The sequence below is a fragment of the Pseudomonas sp. A39 genome (assembly GCF_058145955.1).
The window spans coordinates 206,500-224,727 of sequence record NZ_JBYVMD010000004.1; the positions used below are offsets into that span (position 1 = coordinate 206,500).

17 protein-coding genes are annotated in these 18,228 nt (G+C 61.4%); 13 read left to right on the plus strand and 4 right to left on the minus strand.

Annotated elements, in window-relative coordinates; genetic code table 11:
• Window positions 1-1,455 precede the first annotated feature (1,455 nt).
• On the plus strand, window positions 1,456-1,998 hold the full coding sequence (locus AC3ZU9_RS04970) for a sigma-70 family RNA polymerase sigma factor (RefSeq protein ID WP_102060155.1): 543 nt from the start codon (window positions 1,456-1,458) through the stop codon (window positions 1,996-1,998).
• Window positions 1,995-2,927 (plus strand): FecR family protein, encoded by a 933-nt coding sequence (locus AC3ZU9_RS04975; RefSeq protein WP_102060156.1) that lies wholly within the window; start codon window positions 1,995-1,997, stop codon window positions 2,925-2,927. The genes AC3ZU9_RS04970 and AC3ZU9_RS04975 overlap by 4 nt, the downstream gene beginning before the upstream one ends.
• Here the strand turns inward: AC3ZU9_RS04975 and AC3ZU9_RS04980 are convergent.
• Window positions 2,924-4,735: a sigma-54-dependent Fis family transcriptional regulator gene (locus AC3ZU9_RS04980; RefSeq protein WP_012724887.1), complete on the minus strand. Its 1,812-nt coding sequence runs from the start codon at window positions 4,733-4,735 to the stop codon at window positions 2,924-2,926. The two genes, AC3ZU9_RS04975 and AC3ZU9_RS04980, sit on opposite strands and share 4 nt — an antisense overlap.
• Before the next feature lie 261 nt (window positions 4,736-4,996).
• Between AC3ZU9_RS04980 and AC3ZU9_RS04985 the strand changes: the two genes are divergently transcribed.
• From AC3ZU9_RS04985 to AC3ZU9_RS05010, 6 genes are read left to right on the plus strand one after another with little or no spacing between them, the layout of a single operon-like run.
• Window positions 4,997-6,091, plus strand: coding sequence for an ABC transporter ATP-binding protein (locus tag AC3ZU9_RS04985; RefSeq protein WP_012724886.1), 1,095 nt, complete (start codon window positions 4,997-4,999; stop codon window positions 6,089-6,091).
• Complete coding sequence (locus AC3ZU9_RS04990; protein ID WP_012724885.1) at window positions 6,091-7,188, plus strand: ABC transporter ATP-binding protein; 1,098 nt, start codon at window positions 6,091-6,093, stop codon at window positions 7,186-7,188. Before AC3ZU9_RS04985 ends, AC3ZU9_RS04990 begins: the two co-directional genes overlap by 1 nt.
• Window positions 7,185-8,051: a carbohydrate ABC transporter permease gene (locus AC3ZU9_RS04995; RefSeq protein ID WP_025858174.1), complete on the plus strand. Its 867-nt coding sequence runs from the start codon at window positions 7,185-7,187 to the stop codon at window positions 8,049-8,051. Before AC3ZU9_RS04990 ends, AC3ZU9_RS04995 begins: the two co-directional genes overlap by 4 nt.
• A gap of 10 nt (window positions 8,052-8,061) precedes the next feature.
• The gene (locus AC3ZU9_RS05000) at window positions 8,062-8,862 is read left to right on the plus strand and encodes a carbohydrate ABC transporter permease (RefSeq protein ID WP_003232361.1); all 801 of its coding nucleotides are present in this window, start codon (window positions 8,062-8,064) and stop codon (window positions 8,860-8,862) included.
• Between the two features lie 10 nt (window positions 8,863-8,872).
• The gene (locus AC3ZU9_RS05005) at window positions 8,873-9,145 is read left to right on the plus strand and encodes a DUF2160 domain-containing protein (RefSeq protein ID WP_014718862.1); all 273 of its coding nucleotides are present in this window, start codon (window positions 8,873-8,875) and stop codon (window positions 9,143-9,145) included.
• A 32-nt stretch (window positions 9,146-9,177) separates the two neighbouring features.
• A complete protein-coding gene (locus AC3ZU9_RS05010) occupies window positions 9,178-10,920 on the plus strand; it encodes an ABC transporter substrate-binding protein (RefSeq protein ID WP_012724882.1) in 1,743 nt (580 codons plus the stop codon).
• Window positions 10,921-11,132: 212 nt separating this feature from the next.
• Here AC3ZU9_RS05010 and AC3ZU9_RS05015 read toward each other — a convergent pair whose 3' ends face one another.
• Window positions 11,133-11,561 carry a hypothetical protein gene (locus tag AC3ZU9_RS05015; RefSeq protein WP_012724881.1) on the minus strand — a complete coding sequence of 143 codons (429 nt, stop codon included), beginning with the start codon at window positions 11,559-11,561 and terminating at the stop codon, window positions 11,133-11,135.
• Between the two features lie 162 nt (window positions 11,562-11,723).
• On the opposite strand from AC3ZU9_RS05015, the gene AC3ZU9_RS05020 reads away from it, so the two are divergent.
• A complete protein-coding gene (locus tag AC3ZU9_RS05020; protein WP_064052996.1) occupies window positions 11,724-12,725 on the plus strand; it encodes an ABC transporter substrate-binding protein in 1,002 nt (333 codons plus the stop codon).
• A 78-nt stretch (window positions 12,726-12,803) separates the two neighbouring features.
• On the opposite strand, the gene AC3ZU9_RS05025 is transcribed toward AC3ZU9_RS05020, so the two are convergent.
• Complete coding sequence (locus tag AC3ZU9_RS05025; protein WP_046034649.1) at window positions 12,804-13,592, minus strand: AraC family transcriptional regulator; 789 nt, start codon at window positions 13,590-13,592, stop codon at window positions 12,804-12,806.
• Between the two features lie 86 nt (window positions 13,593-13,678).
• Here AC3ZU9_RS05025 and AC3ZU9_RS05030 point away from each other — a divergent pair, with 86 nt between their 5' ends.
• The 4 genes from AC3ZU9_RS05030 to aqpZ all read left to right on the plus strand — a co-directional run bounded on the left by AC3ZU9_RS05030 (window position 13,679) and on the right by aqpZ (window position 17,244).
• Window positions 13,679-14,677, plus strand: a complete 999-nt coding sequence (locus AC3ZU9_RS05030) for a bile acid:sodium symporter family protein (protein ID WP_012724877.1) — start codon at window positions 13,679-13,681, stop codon at window positions 14,675-14,677.
• An 86-nt stretch (window positions 14,678-14,763) separates the two neighbouring features.
• Window positions 14,764-15,126 carry a type 1 fimbrial protein gene (locus tag AC3ZU9_RS05035; RefSeq protein WP_490090377.1) on the plus strand — a complete coding sequence of 121 codons (363 nt, stop codon included), beginning with the start codon at window positions 14,764-14,766 and terminating at the stop codon, window positions 15,124-15,126.
• 129 nt (window positions 15,127-15,255) lie between these two features.
• Window positions 15,256-16,440 carry a sugar transporter gene (locus AC3ZU9_RS05040; protein WP_012724875.1) on the plus strand — a complete coding sequence of 395 codons (1,185 nt, stop codon included), beginning with the start codon at window positions 15,256-15,258 and terminating at the stop codon, window positions 16,438-16,440.
• 90 nt (window positions 16,441-16,530) lie between these two features.
• Window positions 16,531-17,244, plus strand: coding sequence for an aquaporin Z (gene aqpZ, locus AC3ZU9_RS05045; protein WP_490090378.1), 714 nt, complete (start codon window positions 16,531-16,533; stop codon window positions 17,242-17,244).
• 44 nt (window positions 17,245-17,288) lie between these two features.
• On the opposite strand, the gene tal is transcribed toward aqpZ, so the two are convergent.
• Window positions 17,289-18,212 (minus strand): transaldolase, encoded by a 924-nt coding sequence (gene tal, locus AC3ZU9_RS05050; RefSeq protein WP_012724873.1) that lies wholly within the window; start codon window positions 18,210-18,212, stop codon window positions 17,289-17,291.
• Window positions 18,213-18,228 lie beyond the last annotated feature (16 nt).

An 18,228-nucleotide genomic window follows, 5' to 3' on the forward strand; every position in this document is an offset into this window, starting at 1 on the left:
GAGATGTCGAGCTTCAGCGAGGCTTCGAAGGCGGTGGCACTGCTGGTAAATGGGCTGGCAGACCCACCGCCATCGGGAGCAAGCCCCCTCCCACAGTAGACCTGAGTCAGCAGGCAGAAAGTGTTCGGCTACAGCTCTACCTAACACCCCCATTCCCTGTGGGAGATGTCGAGCTTCAGCGAGGCTTCGAAGGCGGTGGCACTGCTGGTAAATGGGCTGGCAGACCCACCGCCATCGGGGGCAAGCCCCCTCCCACAGTAGACCTGAGTCAGCAGGCAGAAAGTGTTCGGCTACAGCTCTACCAAACACCCCCATTCCCTGTGGGAGATGTCGAGCTTCAGCGAGGCTTCGAAAGCGTTGGCACTGCTGGTAGATGGGCTGGCAGACCCACCGCCATCGGGGGCAAGCCCCCTCCCACAGTAGATCTGAGTCAGCAGGCAGAAAGTGTTCGGCTACAGCTCTACCAAACATCCCCATTCCCTGTGGGAGATGTCGAGCTTCAGCGAGGCTTCGAAAGCGTTGGCACTGCTGGTAGATGGGCTGGCAGACCCACCGCCATCGGGGGCAAGCCCCCTCCCACAGTAGATCTGAGTCAGCAGGCAGAAAGTGTTCGGCTACAGCTCTACCAAACATCCCCATTCCCTGTGGGAGATGTCGAGCTTCAGCGAGGCTTCGAAAGCGTTGGCACTGCTGGTAGATGGGCTGGCAGACCCACCGCCATCGGGAGCAAGCCCCCTCCCACAGTAGACCTGAGTCAGCAGGCAGAAAGTGTTCGGCTACAGCTCTACCTAACACCCCCATTCCCTGTGGGAGATGTCGAGCTTCAGCGAGGCTTCGAAGGCGGTGGCACTGCTGGTAAATGGGCTGGCAGACCCACCGCCATCGGGGGCAAGCCCCCTCCCACAGTAGACCTGAGTCAGCAGGCAGAAAGTGTTCGGCTACAGCTCTACCAAACACCCCCATTCCCTGTGGGAGATGTCGAGCTTCAGCGAGGCTTCGAAAGCGTTGGCACTGCTGGTAGATGGGCTGGCAGACCCACCGCCATCGGGGGCAAGCCCCCTCCCACAGTAGATCTGAGTCATCAGGCAGAAAATGTTCGGCTACAGCTCTACCAAACACCTCCATTCCCTGTGGGAGATGTCGAGCTCTAGCGAGGCTTCGAAAGCGGCGGCACTGCTGGCAGATGGGCTGGCAGACCCACCACCATCGGGAGCAAGCCCCCTCCCACAGTAGATCTGAGTCATCAGGCAGAAAATGTTCGGCTACAGCTCTACCAAACACCCCCATCCCCCTGTGGGAGATGTCGAGCTTCAGCGAGGCTTCGAAAGCGGCGGCACTGCTGGCAGATATACCGACTGACCCACCTCCATCAGCGGTAAGCCCCTTGCCCCCTCTCTGTTTTACTGGCATTGTTCGCGCAATTGGTAACACTTCCCATTTGAGAAATTTTTGCGCATGCATGACATTCCGGCCGCGCTGGGCGACTCCGTCCGGCAGCAGACCCTTACGGCGATGTACAGCGAGCACCACGGCTGGTTGCACGGCTGGCTGCGCAAGAAACTCGGGTGCTCCCAGCATGCCGCCGACCTGGCCCACGACGCGTTCATCCGCGTACTGATGCTGGCCGAACCGCAAAACATCAAGGAACCTCGCGCCTTCCTCGCCACCACGGCAGGGCGGTTGTTGATCGACGGCGCTCGTCGCCGCCGCATCGAAAAAGCCTACATGGAAGCCCTGGTGATCCAGTGCGAAGACGCCGGCATGCCCGACCCAGCCGCGATTCATGTGGCGTTGCAAGCCCTGGAACGCATCGCCGAGATGCTCGCCGGCCTGCCTGCCAAGGCCCGCGAAGCGTTCCTGCTGAGTCGCCTTGATGGCCTGACCTACAGCGAAATCGCCACGCGCCTGGACGTGTCCTCCAGCACCGTCAAAAACTATATCTCCAGCGCCCTGGTGCATTGCTACCACAGCCTGCACCCGGCAGACCCGCTGGTATGAGCACCGAACAGATCATCCAGCAAGCGGCGCAGTGGCTCACCCGCCTGCACGACGAAGACGTCACCGACGCTGACCGCCAGGCGTTCAACGCCTGGTGCCAGGCCGACCCACGTCACACCGTGGCCATCGAACGTATGAGTGCGTTGTGGGGCAGCTTAGATACATTGCCGGCCAAGCCCGCGCGCATTGCCCTAAGCCGTGCATTCACCCCGCACCGCCCGCGTGGCGCACGGGCGGTGGGCTTGCTCGGCGTCGTGCTATGCGGTTGGCTGGGCCTGCAACACCTGCCTATCTGGATGGCCGACCAGCGCACCGGTGTCGGCGAGCGCCGACAGATCGCCCTTGAGGACGGCAGCCAGTTGCAGCTCAACAGCAATTCGGCGGTGGACGTGAAATTCGACGGCCATCAACGCGTGATCGAACTGCTGCAAGGCGAGCTCTGGGTAGACGTGGCGAAGGATGCGCAACGGCCCTTTGTGGTCCGCACAGACCAAGGCACGGCCACTGCACTGGGCACGCGTTATCTGGTCAAACGTGCGGCAGATGGCACCACGGTGGTCACGGTGATCGAGTCCACGGTAGCGGTCAAAGGCGGCGCCACCGATGGGGTCAAGGTCATGGCTGGCCAGCGCTCGGTCCTCGACCACGGCCGCGCCCAGCCACCGCAAGCCATCAACGATGCCGATCCCGACGCCTGGACCCGTGGCCTGCTCAAGGTCAACGACCAACCCCTGAGCGACGTGCTGCAAACCCTCGCCAGTTACCGTCACGGCATGCTGCGCTTTGACCCCCAGGCCCTGCATAACCTGCGGGTTTCCGGCGTGTTCAAGCTCGACGACACAGCAGCGGCACTGTCGTCCCTGGCGGATAACCTGCCGATCCAGGTGGAGTATTTCACCGACCTGCTGGTGGTGGTCAAGCCGCGTTAGTGCTGGCGCAGGCGCTTGTACAGGGTATTGCGGCTTACCCCCAGCTCCCGCGCCAGGTGGGAAATATTCCCGCCGACGGCCTTCAAACGCTGGTTCAGGTCGATGCTGGCATCCAGGTATTCACTGGCAGGCAGCGGCGATTCCACGTTCAAATCCACAAAAAAATCATCCGGCAGATGCTCCGGGCGGATCGGTTGTTCTTCAGCCATCGCCAGCGCGACCTGCAACACGCTGCTCACTTGGCGTAAATTCCCCGGCCACGGATGCTGCTCGAACAGCGCCAGTACCTCAGCGCTCAGGCCCGCCCACTGGGTCGGCTCACGGTGTTGCTGCCACAGTTGCTGGAACAGCGCCCGTTTGTCGGTGCGCTCGCGCAACGGCGGCAGCTCCAGGGTCAGGCCGCCGATGCGGTAGTACAAATCCTCACGAAAACGCCCGGCCTGCACCAGCTCGCGCAGCGCGCGGTTGGTGGCCGAGATGATGCGCAAATCCACCGGGAACAACTCGCTGCTGCCCACCGGCTGCACGCAACGTTCCTGCAGTACCCGCAGCAAGCGGGCCTGGGTAGGCAGCGGCATATCGCCGATCTCGTCGAGAAACAGCGTGCCTTTATCGGCCTTGCGGATCAGGCCGATGCTGCCTTTTTGATTGGCGCCGGTGAACGCGCCTTTTTCGTAGCCGAACAGTTCCGACTCCACCAGCTCGGCCGGAATCGCCGCACAGTTCACCGCGATAAACGCCTTCTGGCTGCGCGAGCTGGCCTGGTGCAGGGCCTTGACGAACACTTCCTTGCCCACGCCGGTTTCACCGTGGATCAGCAGCGGGATGTCCTTCTCCAGCAGGCGTTCAGCCTGGCGCACGGCTTTTTCCACGCGCACATCGCCGAAGTGCAAGGTCTTCAGGCCAATGGAGGCGGGCTTAGGCGGTGTCGGCTCCGTGAACACGCGCGCCTGCACTGGCACCTGCTTGGGTCGCCGCAACAGGCACTGGAACCGATTACGTCCCGCCGCTTGCAGGGAAAAGGGCAGCCCTTCCGGCTGGTTCAACAACTCCAGCAGCGACACCTTGAACAAACTGTCGATCATCACCCGCGACAGGCTGATGCCCAGCAGGTTGTCGGCACGCCGGTTGGCCGACAGCACTTGGCCGCTTTCATCAAAGATCAGCAGGCCGGCCCACTGGCTGTCGAGGTTGCTCAGGCCGGTGTTGAAGGTCAGTTGGAAGTGTTCGCCGCGAAACAGGTTGAGGATCAGCCGGTTCTCCACGGTCTGGCTCATCATCTTGACCATGCCCAGGGTGTGGGAGGGCGGCAGGTAGCTGTCGCTGGACACGTCCAGCACCGCGATGATCTCGCGCTGGGCATCAAAGATCGGCGCCGCCGAGCCGGTCATGAAGCGGTTGGCCTTCAGAAAGTGTTCATCGTGTTCGATATGCACCGCCTGGGCACACGCCAGTGCGGTGCCGATGGCATTGGTGCCGCTGGAGCGTTCTCTCCAGCTGGCGCCGGGGTTGAAGCCACGCGCCAGCTTGGGTTCGATAAACCGCTGGGTGCCCCAACTGGTCAGCACCTGGCCCTGATTGTCGGCCAGCATGATCAGGCAGTTGGAATTGCTGAGGATATTTTCGTAGTAGGGCAGCACTTCCTGGTGCGTGGTCTGCACCAGCGAGTGCTGGCTCTCCAGCAATTGGCTGATGCCCTCGGCGGGGAGCTGGTCGAAGCTGGGCGTGCTCTGGTGGTCCAGGCCAAAGGCGCGACAACGGCGCCAGGATTCCTGGATAAGGGTGTCGTGAGCCAGTGGTTCGGCCATGGGGTGACCTTCGTTTTTATTGTTATGGGGGCTTGCGCAATTGACTGCTGGAAATCATTCCAATGTGGGAGGGGCGGTCGTCAGAGTGTTGTTCAGAACTGTTCATTGTCAAGGCCCTGACTGTTCAGTTGTTCAGCCAAATTGTTCACTCCTGAACATCCCATTTACGCCATTTCCTTGCGCATCAAGCACTTGCCGTTTTGGCACGAAACTCGCTCTGACACTTGGCCAGATTCATTCCAATAATAAAAAGGTCGTGTCATGTCATTGACCCTGGAACATGTCTCCCGCGTTGTCGAAGGCCAGACCTGGATCGACGACGCCAACCTGCGTTTCGAAGCCGGTTCCTTCAACGTCTTGCTCGGCCGCACGCTGTCCGGCAAGACCAGCCTGATGCGTCTGATGGCCGGGCTGGACAAGCCCGACAGCGGCCGCATCCTGATGAACGGCGTGGATGTCACGCAGAAGCCGGTGCGCCTGCGCAATGTGTCGATGGTCTATCAGCAGTTCATCAACTACCCGACCATGACCGTGTTCGAGAACATCGCCTCGCCGTTGCGCCAAGCCGGGGTGTCCAACGAGCTGATCCAGAGCAAGGTGCTGGAAACCGCGAAGATGCTGCGCATCGAGAAATTCCTCCAGCGCCACCCGTTGGAACTCTCCGGCGGCCAGCAGCAACGCACGGCCATGGCGCGTGCGCTGGTCAAGGATGCCGAACTGATCCTGTTCGACGAGCCGCTGGTGAACCTGGACTACAAACTGCGCGAAGAGCTGCGTCAGGAAATGCGCGAGCTGTTCGCCGCGCGCCACACCATCGCCATCTACGCCACCACCGAACCCAACGAAGCCCTGGCCCTCGGTGGCACCACCACCATCCTGCACGAAGGCCGGGTGATTCAGAGCGGCAAGGCGGCCGAGGTCTATCACCAGCCGCAGACGGTGCTGGCCGCCGAGCTGTTTTCCGAGCCGCCGATCAACCTGATGCCGGGGCGCATCAGCGGTAACGAAGTGAGCTTCGCCAATTTCGTGCATTTCCCGCTGAACGTCGACCTACGGCCCATTGGCGAAGGCGAATTCCGTTTCGGCGTACGCCCCAGCCACATCAGCCTGGTGCCCAGCAACGACGACGACCTGGAGCTGGCGGTGACGGTGGAAGTCGCCGAGATCAGCGGTTCGGAAACCTTCCTGCATGTGCGCAGCGAACACTTTCTGCTGGTGCTGCACCTGCCGGGCGTGCACGAGTATGACGTCGACGCGCCGATCCGCGTGTATATCCCCACCCATAAACTGTTTGTGTTCGATGGCCAGGGCCGTTTGGTCCAGGCCCCCGGGCGCCGTGTCGCGAGGGTTGCCTGATGGCCGAGATCCATTTGCAGAACCTGGCGCATAGCTACAGCCCTACGCCGAGCGGCCCCGAGGACTACGCCATTCGGGAAATGAACCACGTGTGGGAGCAGGGCGGAGCCTACGCCTTGCTCGGGCCGTCGGGCTGCGGCAAATCGACGTTGCTCAACATCATCTCCGGCCTGCTCAGCCCGTCCGAAGGCCAGGTGTTGTTTGACAGCAAAGTGGTCAACGACCTGACCCCGGAAAAACGCAACATCGCCCAGGTGTTCCAGTTCCCGGTGGTGTACGACACCATGACGGTGTTCGACAACCTGGCGTTCCCATTGCGTAACCAGGGCATGGCCGAGGCGAAAATTCACAGCAAGGTGCAGGAAATCGCCGAGGTCCTCGACCTGCAAAACCTGCTGAGCAAAAAAGCCCGCAACCTCACCGCCGACGAAAAGCAGAAAGTCTCCATGGGCCGCGGCCTGGTGCGTGACGACGTGTCGGCGATCCTGTTCGATGAACCGCTGACGGTGATCGACCCGCACCTCAAGTGGAAGCTGCGGCGCAAACTCAAGCAGATCCACGAGCAGTTCAACATCACCATGGTCTACGTGACCCACGATCAGTTGGAAGCCTCGACCTTCGCCGACAAGATCGCGGTGATGTACGGCGGCCAGATCGTGCAGTTCGGCACTCCCCGTGACCTGTTCGAACGGCCAAGCCACACCTTTGTCGGGTATTTCATCGGCAGCCCTGGGATGAATCTTATCGACGTGCAGGCCGAGGCGGGCGGGGTGCGGTTTGCTGGCACCCACCTGCCAGTGTCCGAGGCCCTGCAGCAACGCCTGGCCAAAACCGATTACAAGAGATTGCAGGTCGGCATCCGCCCGGAATTCATCCATGTGTGGGACGAGTACAACCCTGACGCCCTGCAGGCCGACGTCTCTCATCTCGAAGACCTCGGCACCTACAAAATCATGACCCTCAACCTCGACGGCGCGCTGCTCAAGGTGCGCCTGGCCGAAGACAAACCCGTGCCTGAAGGCAAGGCCTCCATCAGCTTTCCCGCGCAGTGGCTGATGGTGTACGCCGACGACTACCTGCTGGAGGTGCTGCCATGAACAAGGTGCAGAACAACAAGGCCTGGTGGCTGGTATTGCCGGTGTTCCTGCTGGTGGCGTTCAGTGCGGTGATCCCGATGATGACCGTGGTCAACTACTCGGTGCAGGACATCTTCGACCAGTCCAGCCGCTACTTCGTTGGCGCCGACTGGTACAAGCAGGTGCTGCTTGACCCACGTCTGCATGACTCACTGCTGCGCCAGTTCATCTACTCGGCCTGCGTGTTGCTGATCGAAATCCCGCTGGGCATCGCCATCGCCCTGACCATGCCGACCAAGGGTCGCTGGTCGTCGCTGGTGCTGATCATCCTCGCCATTCCGCTGCTGATTCCGTGGAACGTGGTGGGCACCATCTGGCAGATATTCGGCCGCGCCGATATCGGCTTGCTGGGTTACAGCCTCAATGCCCTGGGCATCAGCTACAACTACGCAGCCAACACCATGGATGCCTGGGTCACCGTGCTGGTGATGGATGTGTGGCACTGGACGTCCCTGGTGGCGCTGCTGTGCTACTCCGGCCTACGGGCGATTCCTGATGTGTACTACCAGGCTGCGCGGATTGATCGTGCCTCAGCGTGGGCGGTGTTCCGACATATCCAGTTGCCGAAGATGAAAAGCGTGCTGCTGATCGCGGTGATGCTGCGGTTCATGGACAGCTTCATGATCTACACCGAACCCTTCGTCCTCACTGGTGGCGGGCCGGGTAACGCCACTACGTTCTTGAGTCAGACCCTGACCCAGATGGCCGTAGGCCAATTCGACCTGGGCCCGGCCGCGGCGTTTTCCCTGGTGTACTTCCTGATCATCCTGTTGGTGTCCTGGCTGTTCTACACCGCCATGACCCACTCCGACGCCAACCGCTGAGGCCGCCAACATGAGCAAGCGCAAGCTAATTCCGTTGCTGATCTACATCCTGTTCCTGCTGGTGCCGATCTACTGGCTGCTGAACATGTCCTTCAAGAGCAACACCGAAATCCTCGGTGGGCTGACGTTGTTTCCGCAGGATTTCACCCTGGCCAACTACAAGGTGATCTTCACCGACCCGAGCTGGTACACCGGTTACCTCAACTCGCTGTACTACGTGAGCCTGAACACGGTGATCTCCCTGAGCGTGGCACTGCCGGCGGCCTATGCGTTTTCACGCTACCGTTTCCTCGGCGACAAGCACCTGTTCTTCTGGTTGCTGACCAACCGCATGGCGCCACCGGCGGTGTTTCTGCTGCCGTTCTTCCAGCTGTATTCGTCCATCGGCCTGTTCGATACGCACATTGCCGTGGCCCTGGCGCACTGCCTGTTCAACGTGCCGTTGGCGGTGTGGATCCTGGAGGGGTTCATGTCCGGCGTGCCCAAGGAAATCGACGAAACCGCCTACATCGACGGCTACTCGTTTCCTAAGTTTTTCGTGAAGATTTTTATCCCGTTGATCGGCTCCGGCATCGGTGTGACCGCGTTTTTCTGCTTCATGTTCTCTTGGGTCGAACTGCTGCTGGCGCGCACCTTGACCTCGGTCAACGCCAAGCCCATCGCGGCGGTGATGACGCGCACGGTCTCGGCGTCGGGTATCGATTGGGGCGTGCTGGCGGCGGCGGGGGTGTTGACTATCCTTCCCGGCATGCTGGTGATCTGGTTTGTTCGCAACCACGTGGCCAAGGGCTTTGCCCTGGGCCGGGTCTGAGGAGTCGATGATGGAATGGATGGCCTGGACCACCCCCACCGCACTGTTCTTCGGCGGCATAGCCCTGATTCTGGCGGGCATGACCACCTGGGAGCTGCGTTCGCCGAGCATCCCGCGGCGCGGTTTGTTACCGATCAGCACCACCCGTGGTGATCGTTTGTTTATCGGTCTTCTCGGCAGCGCCTACCTGCATTTGCTGGTCATTGGCGTTACCGACTGGAGCATCTGGGTGGCGTCCGCGCTCTCCCTGGTATGGCTGTTGAGTGTGATGCGTTGGGGCTAATGCCCTTATGAATAAACAACCAGGAGGTCTCTATGTTGAATAAAAACAATAAGCTGCGACATAGCATTTCATTGGCCGCCGTACTGGCCCTCAGCGGTTTGAGCGCTTCGGCGTGGGCCGATGCGTATGAAGATGCCGCAAAAAAATGGATCGGCAGCGAGTTCAAACCGTCCACCCTCACGGCTGACCAGCAGCTCGAGGAACTCAAGTGGTTTATCAAGGCCGCCGAACCGTTCCGTGGGATGAAGATCAACGTGGTGTCGGAAACCCTCACCACCCACGAGTACGAATCCAAGGTGCTGGCCAAGGCGTTCAGTGAAATCACCGGGATCAAGCTGACCCACGACCTGCTGCAGGAAGGCGACGTGGTGGAGAAGCTGCAAACCCAGATGCAGTCCGACAAGAATATCTATGACGGCTGGGTCAACGACTCGGACCTGATCGGTACACACTTTCGCTACGGCAAGACCGAATCCATCACCGACCTGATGGCCAATGAAGGCAAGGCCTTCACCTCGCCGACCCTGGATATCAAGGACTTCATCGGCATCTCGTTCACCACTGCGCCGGACGGCAAGATCTACCAACTGCCCGACCAGCAGTTCGCCAACCTCTACTGGTTCCGCGCAGACTGGTTCGAGCGCCCGGAGCTGAAAGCCAAGTTCAAGGAAAAGTACGGCTATGACCTCGGTGTGCCGGTGAACTGGTCGGCCTATGAAGACATTGCCAAGTTCTTCAGCGAAGACGTCAAGGAGATCGACGGCAAGCGTATCTATGGGCACATGGACTACGGCAAGAAAGACCCGTCCCTGGGCTGGCGCTTCACCGATGCGTGGTTCTCCATGGCCGGTGGCGGCGACAAGGGCCTGCCCAATGGTTTGCCGGTGGACGAGTGGGGCATTCGTGTGGAGGACTGTCACCCGGTGGGCTCCAGCGTGACCCGTGGCGGCGACACCAACGGCCCAGCCGCCGTGTTCGCCACCCAGAAATACGTGGATTGGATGAAAGCCTACGCGCCACCGGAAGCGGCGGGCATGACCTTCTCCGAATCCGGCCCGGTGCCGTCCCAAGGCAACATCGCCCAGCAGATCTTCTGGTACACCGCGTTTACCGCCGACATGACCAAGCCGGGCCTGCCGGTGGTAAACGCCGATGGCACGCCGAAATGGCGCATGGCTCCGTCGCCGGTCGGGCCTTATTGGGAAAAGGGCATGAAGAAGGGCTATCAGGACGTGGGTTCCTGGACCTTCCTGAAATCCACCCCAGAGAAACAGAAACTCGCGGCCTGGCTCTACGCGCAGTTCGTGACCTCGAAAACTGTCTCGCTGAAGAAAACCATCGTCGGCCTGACGCCGATTCGTGAGTCGGACATCAACTCCCAGGCCATGACCGACCTGGCGCCGAAACTCGGTGGTTTGGTGGAGTTCTATCGCAGCCCGGCCCGTGTGGAATGGACCCCGACCGGCACCAACGTGCCGGACTACCCACGCCTGGCGCAACTGTGGTGGAGCAACATCGCCGCTGCAGCGAGCGGCGAGAAAACCCCACAACAAGCGTTGGATAACCTGGCCAAGGAACAGGACGCGATCATGACGCGCCTGGAGCGCTCCAAGGTGCAACCGGTCTGCGGCCCGAAAATGAACCCCGAGCGTGATGCGCAATACTGGTTCGACCAACCGGGCGCACCGAAACCGAAACTGGCGAATGAGAAGCCGAAAGGCGAAACCGTGAGCTACAACGACTTGCTTAAACAGTGGGAGGCCGCACGCAAGTAAACCCAACAGGGTGCACGCTGTACCTGTGGCGAGGGCGCTTGCTCCCGTTGGCCTGCGTAGCAGTCCCAGTCTTTTTAAACAAAGCGCTGGGGCCGCTTCGCGACCCAACGGGAGCAAGCGCCCTCGCCACGTTTTACGGTGTTTTCACTGCCAGAATCTGCGGCGCCGCCTTCCTCGCCATCCGCAACAGCGCCCACAGGGGGTAGTCGGTATTACGCCGCCTGCGGCTGAATCTGCAACTCACCGTCCACGTCCTTGACCAACCCACTGGCCAAAAACAGCGGTGTCAGGCGTTTATGTAATTGCGGCTCGACAAATTCCTTCACCGTATCCAGCGCCAGCACACCGCTCAGCGGCAGCTCGGCCTTGGTGTACGACAACCAGGCTTTCTTCAACACCTGCAACACATCACTGCCCGCCGTGGTGGCGAAGCGGCGCTGGGTGGGCTTGCCGTCGAAGGTGAAGCTGTGTTGGAACGCATAGCCGCTTTCATCGCCGTTGCCGGTGGTGCAGCGGATGCAGGTGCACGGGCCGTCGCCGAATGCGCTGCGCAGGTAGGTGTTGAAGTCCACCACGGGCTTGAGTGACAGGCGTTTATCAACCTCGAACAGGTCCCCGGTCATTTTTTCGTCAGTGTTCAACGTCCATTTCCTCGCTGGTTCGGCAGTTTTTCAAAGCGCGGCACAATAGCAGCCGGGCGCTTGTTTGTGGGCCATTTGCATAACAATAGATCCCGATATTCTTTTCCAGTCTTAAAAAACGTCGCTAGGCTCCATCACCTTCTTAAAACGCGGCAGACTCCCATGACTTTCAAGCGTTCTTCCCTGACCCTGATGGCGGCTGCGACAGCCTTGATCAGTATCGGCGCACAGGCCGAAGGCAAGATCAGCATCGCCCAGCAATTCGGTATCGGCTACCTGATCCTCGATGTGGTGCGCGACCAGCACCTGATCGAAAAGCACGGCAAGGAGCAGGGCCTGGACATCCAGGTGGAGTGGAACAGCATTTCCGGCGCCACCGCAATGAACGAATCGCTGCTGGCCGGCGCGCTCGACGTAGTCTCCGCTGGTGTGCCGCCGATGCTGACGCTGTGGGACCGCACCAAGGGCAAGCAGAACGTCAAGGCCATCGCCTCCCTGGGCTCGATGCCCAACTACTTGTTGACCAACAATCCCAACGTCAAGACCCTCAAGGACTTCAGCGAAAAAGACCGTATCGCCGTGCCCGCCGCCGGCGTGGGTTTCCAGTCGCGCACCTTGCAGATCGAGACCGCCAAGCAGTTCGGCGATGCCCATTACAAGAAGTTCGACGACATCTCCATCAGCCTGGCGCACCCCGACGCGACCGCCGCCTTGATTGCCGGTGGCTCGGAGATCAACGCGCACTTCTCCAGCCCGCCGTTCCAGTACCAGGAGTTGCTCAATCCGAATGTGCACAAGGTGTTGAGTTCCTACGACATCCTCGGTGGCCAGGCGACGTTCAACGTGCTGTACACCACGCAAAAATTCCACGACGAGAACCCCAAGACCTACAAAGCGTTCTATGACGCGCTGGCCGAAGCCGAGAAGATCATCAAGGCCGACAAGCCCGCCGCCGCCAGGGCGTATATCCGCGTAGAGCAGTCGAAGCTGCCATTGGACCTGGTGGAGAAGATCGTCCAGGACCCGGAGATCGACTTCACCATCGTGCCGCAGCGTACCTACATCTACGCCGAGAAATTGCAGGAACTGGGGGTGTTGAAAAACAAAGCGGCGAGTTGGAAGGATTACTTCTTCGAAGAGGCGCATGGCGGCAACGGCAGCTAAGCCCCGATCCTCATTCTAAATACGGTAAAAATGTGGGAGGGGGCTTGCTCCCACATTGGTTCTTCATCGCCTGTAAGGTCAGCGGAAAAACTCACCGGGTGTGGCCTCGAACTGTTGCCGAAACGCATTGATAAACGCCGACGTCGATTCATACCCACACCCCAGCGCCACGTCCGTCACCCGCTCGCCTTGCTCCAGGGCGGGCAGGGCGCTCAACAACCGCAGGCGCTGGCGCCAGGCACGAAAGGTCAGCCCGGTATCACTCAAGAACAACCGGCTGAGTGTCTTCTCACTCACCCCCAGCTTCTGGCTCCATTGCCCTAACGTGGTCTGCTGCTCCGGGTGCAGGTTCAGGCTGCGATAGATCTGCCGCAAGCGCGGGTCCAGGGGCAACGGCAACATCAAGTCGATTTGCGCCGCCGCCGCCAACTGATCCAGCAGCACCTGGGCCAAGCGCCCATCCGGGCCGTCCTCGGCATATGCCACCGGCACTGCGCTGAAGCTGCGGATCAACTCGCGCAGCAAACTGCTCACCTCCAACACATGGCAGCGCTGCGTCGCCCACGTGGTGACGCTGCAATCCAGGTACAGGCTGCGCATTTCGGTATGCGGCGAACTGAACACCCGGTGCGGCACTCCCGCCGGAATCCACACTGCACGCTGGGGCGGCGCTACGAAGCGGCCGACGCTGGTCTGGATCTCCAGCACCCCGGAAATCGCATAGGACAATTGCACCCACGGGTGGCTGTGTCGGCGGGTCAGCGCACGATTAGGCAAGGATTCAGTGCGCCCATACACCGGTCGTGGCAGGCTGGAAAGCCCGGGCACGCTGCGGCGGACGGTCTTGTCATGTCCTTTAGGCGGCATTTGTTGGCTCATTGGCGTTAGTCGGTAACAGGTCGTTACGTTAGAGTCGCGATGACGCTCTTGGCAACCCCCGGAAGATCCTGCTTATGACTCGCCCCCGTTTTCTGCCCGACAACTTCACCCTCACGCTGATCGCCACGGTGATCCTCGCCTCCCTGCTGCCCGCCAGCGGCCAGACCGCCGTGGCGTTCGGCTGGGTGACCAACCTGGCCATCGCGCTGCTGTTTTTCCTGCACGGCGCCAAGCTGTCGCGCCAGGCTATCGTCGCCGGCGCCGGCCACTGGCGCCTGCACCTGCTGGTGTTCAGCCTGACCTTTGTGCTCTTCCCGCTGCTGGGCCTGGCGCTCAAGCCGGTGTTGTCGCCGCTGATCGGCAAAGACCTGTACATGGGCATGCTCTACCTCTGCGCCTTGCCGGCCACGGTGCAATCGGCGATTGCCTTCACGTCGCTGGCGCGGGGCAATATCCCGGCGGCGATTTGCAGTGCGGCGGCGTCCAGCCTGTTCGGCATCTTCCTCACGCCACTGCTGGTGACCCTGCTGCTCAACGTGCACGGCGAGGGTGGCTCGACCGTCGACGCGATCCTGAAAATCAGCGTGCAGCTGCTGCTGCCGTTCATCGCCGGGCAGATCGCCCGCCGTTGGATCGGCGAGTGGGTGGGGCGCAATAAATCCTGGCTGAAGTTCGTCGACCAAGGCTCGATCCTGCTGGTGGTGTACGGCGCGTTCAGCGAGGCGGTCAACGAAGGCATCTGGCACCAGATCCCGTTGTGGGAACTCGGCGGCCTGGTGGTGGCGTGCTGCGTGTTGCTGGCCTTGGTGTTGGTGGCCTCCACGGTGCTGGGCAAGGCTTTTGGTTTTAACCAGGAAGACCGCATCACCATTTTGTTCTGCGGTTCGAAGAAGAGCCTGGCCACCGGTGTGCCGATGGCCCAGGTGCTGTTCGCCGGGGCGACCATGGGGGTGCTGATCCTGCCATTGATGCTGTTTCACCAGATCCAGTTGATGGTCTGCGCGGCGTTGGCCCAGCGTTATGCCAAGCGACCGGAGAGCATTCCAGAGCTGATGGGGCAGGTGGATCCTTGATCAATGTCGCAGCCGTTACCGAATAACCTCAAGTAAATGCTCGGCCAGACGACTTAGTGGGTAAGCGCCCAGTCAGGAGTGTCGCGATGAGCAGTAAAGGTATTTCGATGTTTACCAGCCTGCTGTGCCTATGGGCGGGGGTAAGCGATGCGGCGCAAACCGTGGGGCAGGGCACGATTGAATTCAGGGGCAGTATTGTCGAGCCGGGGTGTGCGACAAATGCGCGCAGCGGCTCCGTCGTGGAGTTGAAAGGCTGCGTCCAGGCCAACCGCGGCAGTCGCCTGGAGGTGCGCGAGATGGCGCCGGTCGCCAGTGTCAACGCAGCCCACGTGCGGCTGGTGGCGGACAGCGCCAGCGGGCGTTACTACGACCAGCAGTATGAGCTGGTGGATGGCGCCGGTAAGCGGGTTCAGTCGGGTAACTACGTGATCACGCTGACGGTGCTTTGAGCCCTCGGGCGACGATCCGCATCAACAGCGGGGCCAGAAACCTATAGAATACTCGGCGGCGGCGCTTGTCCCGGGTGGCCGCTTGATCACCGCCCCCGCGTCATCAACGCCAGAGTACCGCGCCGTTCAATGAGCATTTCAGCCGCAACGCCCCAAGCCAATTGGCAACCGGTCATCGCTCTCGCGTTGGCCGCGTTTGTATTCAACACCACTGAATTCGTACCCGTCGGGCTGCTCAGCGCCATCGGCGCCAGCTTCGACATGCCGGTGTCCAGCGTCGGGCTGATGCTCACCATCTACGCCTGGATCGTGTCCCTGACCTCGTTGCCGGTGATGCTGCTGACCCGTAACGTCGAACGGCGCAAGCTGCTGATCGTGTTGTTCTGCATGTTTATCGTCAGTCACATCCTCTCCAGCGTCGCCACCAGCTTCGGGCTGCTGATGGTCAGCCGTATCGGCATTGCCTTGTCCCACGCCTTGTTCTGGTCAATTACCGCGTCCCTGGCGGTACGCCTGGCGCCGGAAGGCAAGCAGGTGCAAGCCCTCGGCCTGTTGGCCACCGGCACCTCCCTGGCGATGGTCCTGGGTATTCCGCTCGGCCGCCTGCTGGGCGAAGCCATGGGCTGGCGCACCACCTTCCTGGTCATCGGCGCCTTTGCCGCCGCACTGGTGTTCTGGCTGGCGCGCACCTTGCCGCTGTTGCCGAGCCAGAACTCCGGTTCCCTGCGCAGCCTGCCGCTGCTGTTCAAGCGCCCGGCGCTGGTGGCGCTTTACGTGCTCACCGCCATGACCGTCACCGCGCAATTCACCGCCTACAGCTACATCGAACCCTTCGTCGAGGGCGTGGCCGGCATGAGCGGCAGCGCCGTGACCCTGATCCTGCTGGTGTTCGGCGGCGCAGGCATCATCGGCTCGTTGCTGTTCAGCCTGGTGCACCGCTTCAACCCCCACCTGTTCGTGGTCGGCGCCGTGTTTATCCTGGCCGCGTGCCTGGCGCTGATGCTGCCGTTGAGCGGCGCCGAGTCGTACCTGGTGACCCTGAGCATTTTCTGGGGCATGGCAATCATGGGCTTCGGCCTGGCCATGCAATCCAAGGTGCTGGTGCTGGCGCCGGATGCCACCGACGTGGCCATGGCGATGTTCTCCGGCATCTACAACATCGGCATCGGCGGCGGCGCCCTGATGGGCAGCTGGGTCGGCAGCCAGTTCGGCTTCGCCTGGATCGGCGCAGCGGGCGGTTTGCTGGCAGCGGTGGCGTTGATTGGGTATTGCCTGGCGATCAGGAAATTTGGCCAGGGCGTTGTAAACGGTTGATACAGGATAAGTCTTACACAACATTTTGATACCCATTGCTACCGTCGCCCGCGACCGCCCACTTCCCGTGGCGACGGCACTTGAACAGCAATGGAGTCGATTGTGCAAAAGCGTTTGACCGCAGAGTTTATCGGTACGTTCTGGCTGACGTTCGGCGGCTGTGGCAGCGCCATCCTGGCGGCTGCATTCCCGGGTTTGGGTATTGGTTTTGTGGGTGTTTCGCTGGCGTTTGGTCTCACTGTTCTGACCATGGCCTATGCGGTAGGCGGTATTTCCGGTGGGCATTTCAACCCGGCAGTGACCATTGGCCTGTGGGCGGGGCGGCGCATTGACGGCGCAGACGTGCTGCCGTACATCGCGGCGCAGGTCTGCGGCGCGATAGTGGCCGCAGCGGCGCTGTACTTGATCGCCAACGGGCAGCCTGACTTCGCGGTAGGTGGTTTTGCCGCCAACGGTTACGGCCCATTGAGCCCTGGGCTCTTCGACGTGAAGGCCGCGTTGCTGGCCGAGCTGATCGCCACGTTTTTCTTCGTATTCATCATCATGCGCGTGACCGCACCGGGCGCGGTGCCGGGCTTTGCACCGATCGCCATCGGCCTGGCGCTGACCTTGATCCACTTGGTGCTGATCCCGGTGACCAATACGTCGGTGAACCCCGCTCGTAGCACCGGGCCGGCGTTGTTTGCCGGTGGGGAGTACATTGCGCAGCTCTGGATGTTCTGGCTGGCGCCGGTGGTGGGGGGGGGGATGGGCGCCTGGGCGGCGCGGTCGTTAGGTGACGGCGACAAACCAACGCCCGCCTGACGATCATCGGCGGGCGCTCGGGATTGACCGGGGCAGGGCGGGGCTTACAGTGCCGCGAGGACCGCCTCGAGTTTTTCCTGGTCGCGGGCAAACTGGCGAATGCCTTCAGCCAGTTTTTCGGTGGCCATCGCGTCTTCATTGGAACCCCAGCGAAACTGCGCTTCGGTGAGGGTCTGGCGCGACTCGCCGGCCGCCCCCGGATTCAATTGACGTTCCAGCAGGCCCTGGTCTTCATCGAGCTTTTGCAGCAGCTCGGGGCTGATGGTCAGGCGATCACAGCCCGCCAGTTGCTCGATCTGGCTCAGGGTGCGGAAGCTGGCGCCCATGACCACGGTCTTGATGGCGTTGGCTTTGTAGTAGTTGTAGATCCGCGTCACGGACTGCACGCCTGGGTCTTCGGCGCCGGTGTAATCCAGGCCGGTGTTCTTGCGGTACCAGTCATAGATGCGGCCTACGAACGGCGAAATCAGGAACACCCCGGCGTCGGCGCAGGCGGCGGCCTGGACGAACGAAAACAGCAGGGTCAGGTTGGTCTGGATGCCGGCCTTTTCCAGGCGTTCGGCGGTGCGGATGCCTTCCCAGGTGGAGGCCAGTTTGATCAGCACGCGGTCGCGGCCGACGCCGGCCTGGTCGTACAACGCGATCAACTGGTTGGCCTTGGCCCACAGCGCGTCTTCGTCGAAGGACAGCCGCGCATCGACTTCGGTGGAGATGCGCCCCGGAATCACTTTAAGAATGCCGCAGCCCACCGACACCGCAAAGCGATCACAGGCCAGGTCCACATCACCCTTGGACAGGCTCACCGCACTGCGCAGCAGTTCGGCGTACTCCGGGATGGCGGCGGCCTTGAGCAGCAGGGACGGGTTGGTGGTGGCATCCACCGGGCGCAGGCGGCTGATGGCTTCCAGGTCGCCGGTGTCGCAGACCACGGTGGTGAATTGCTTGAGTTGTTCGAGCTTGGACGTCATGAGCGGCGGTCTCCAA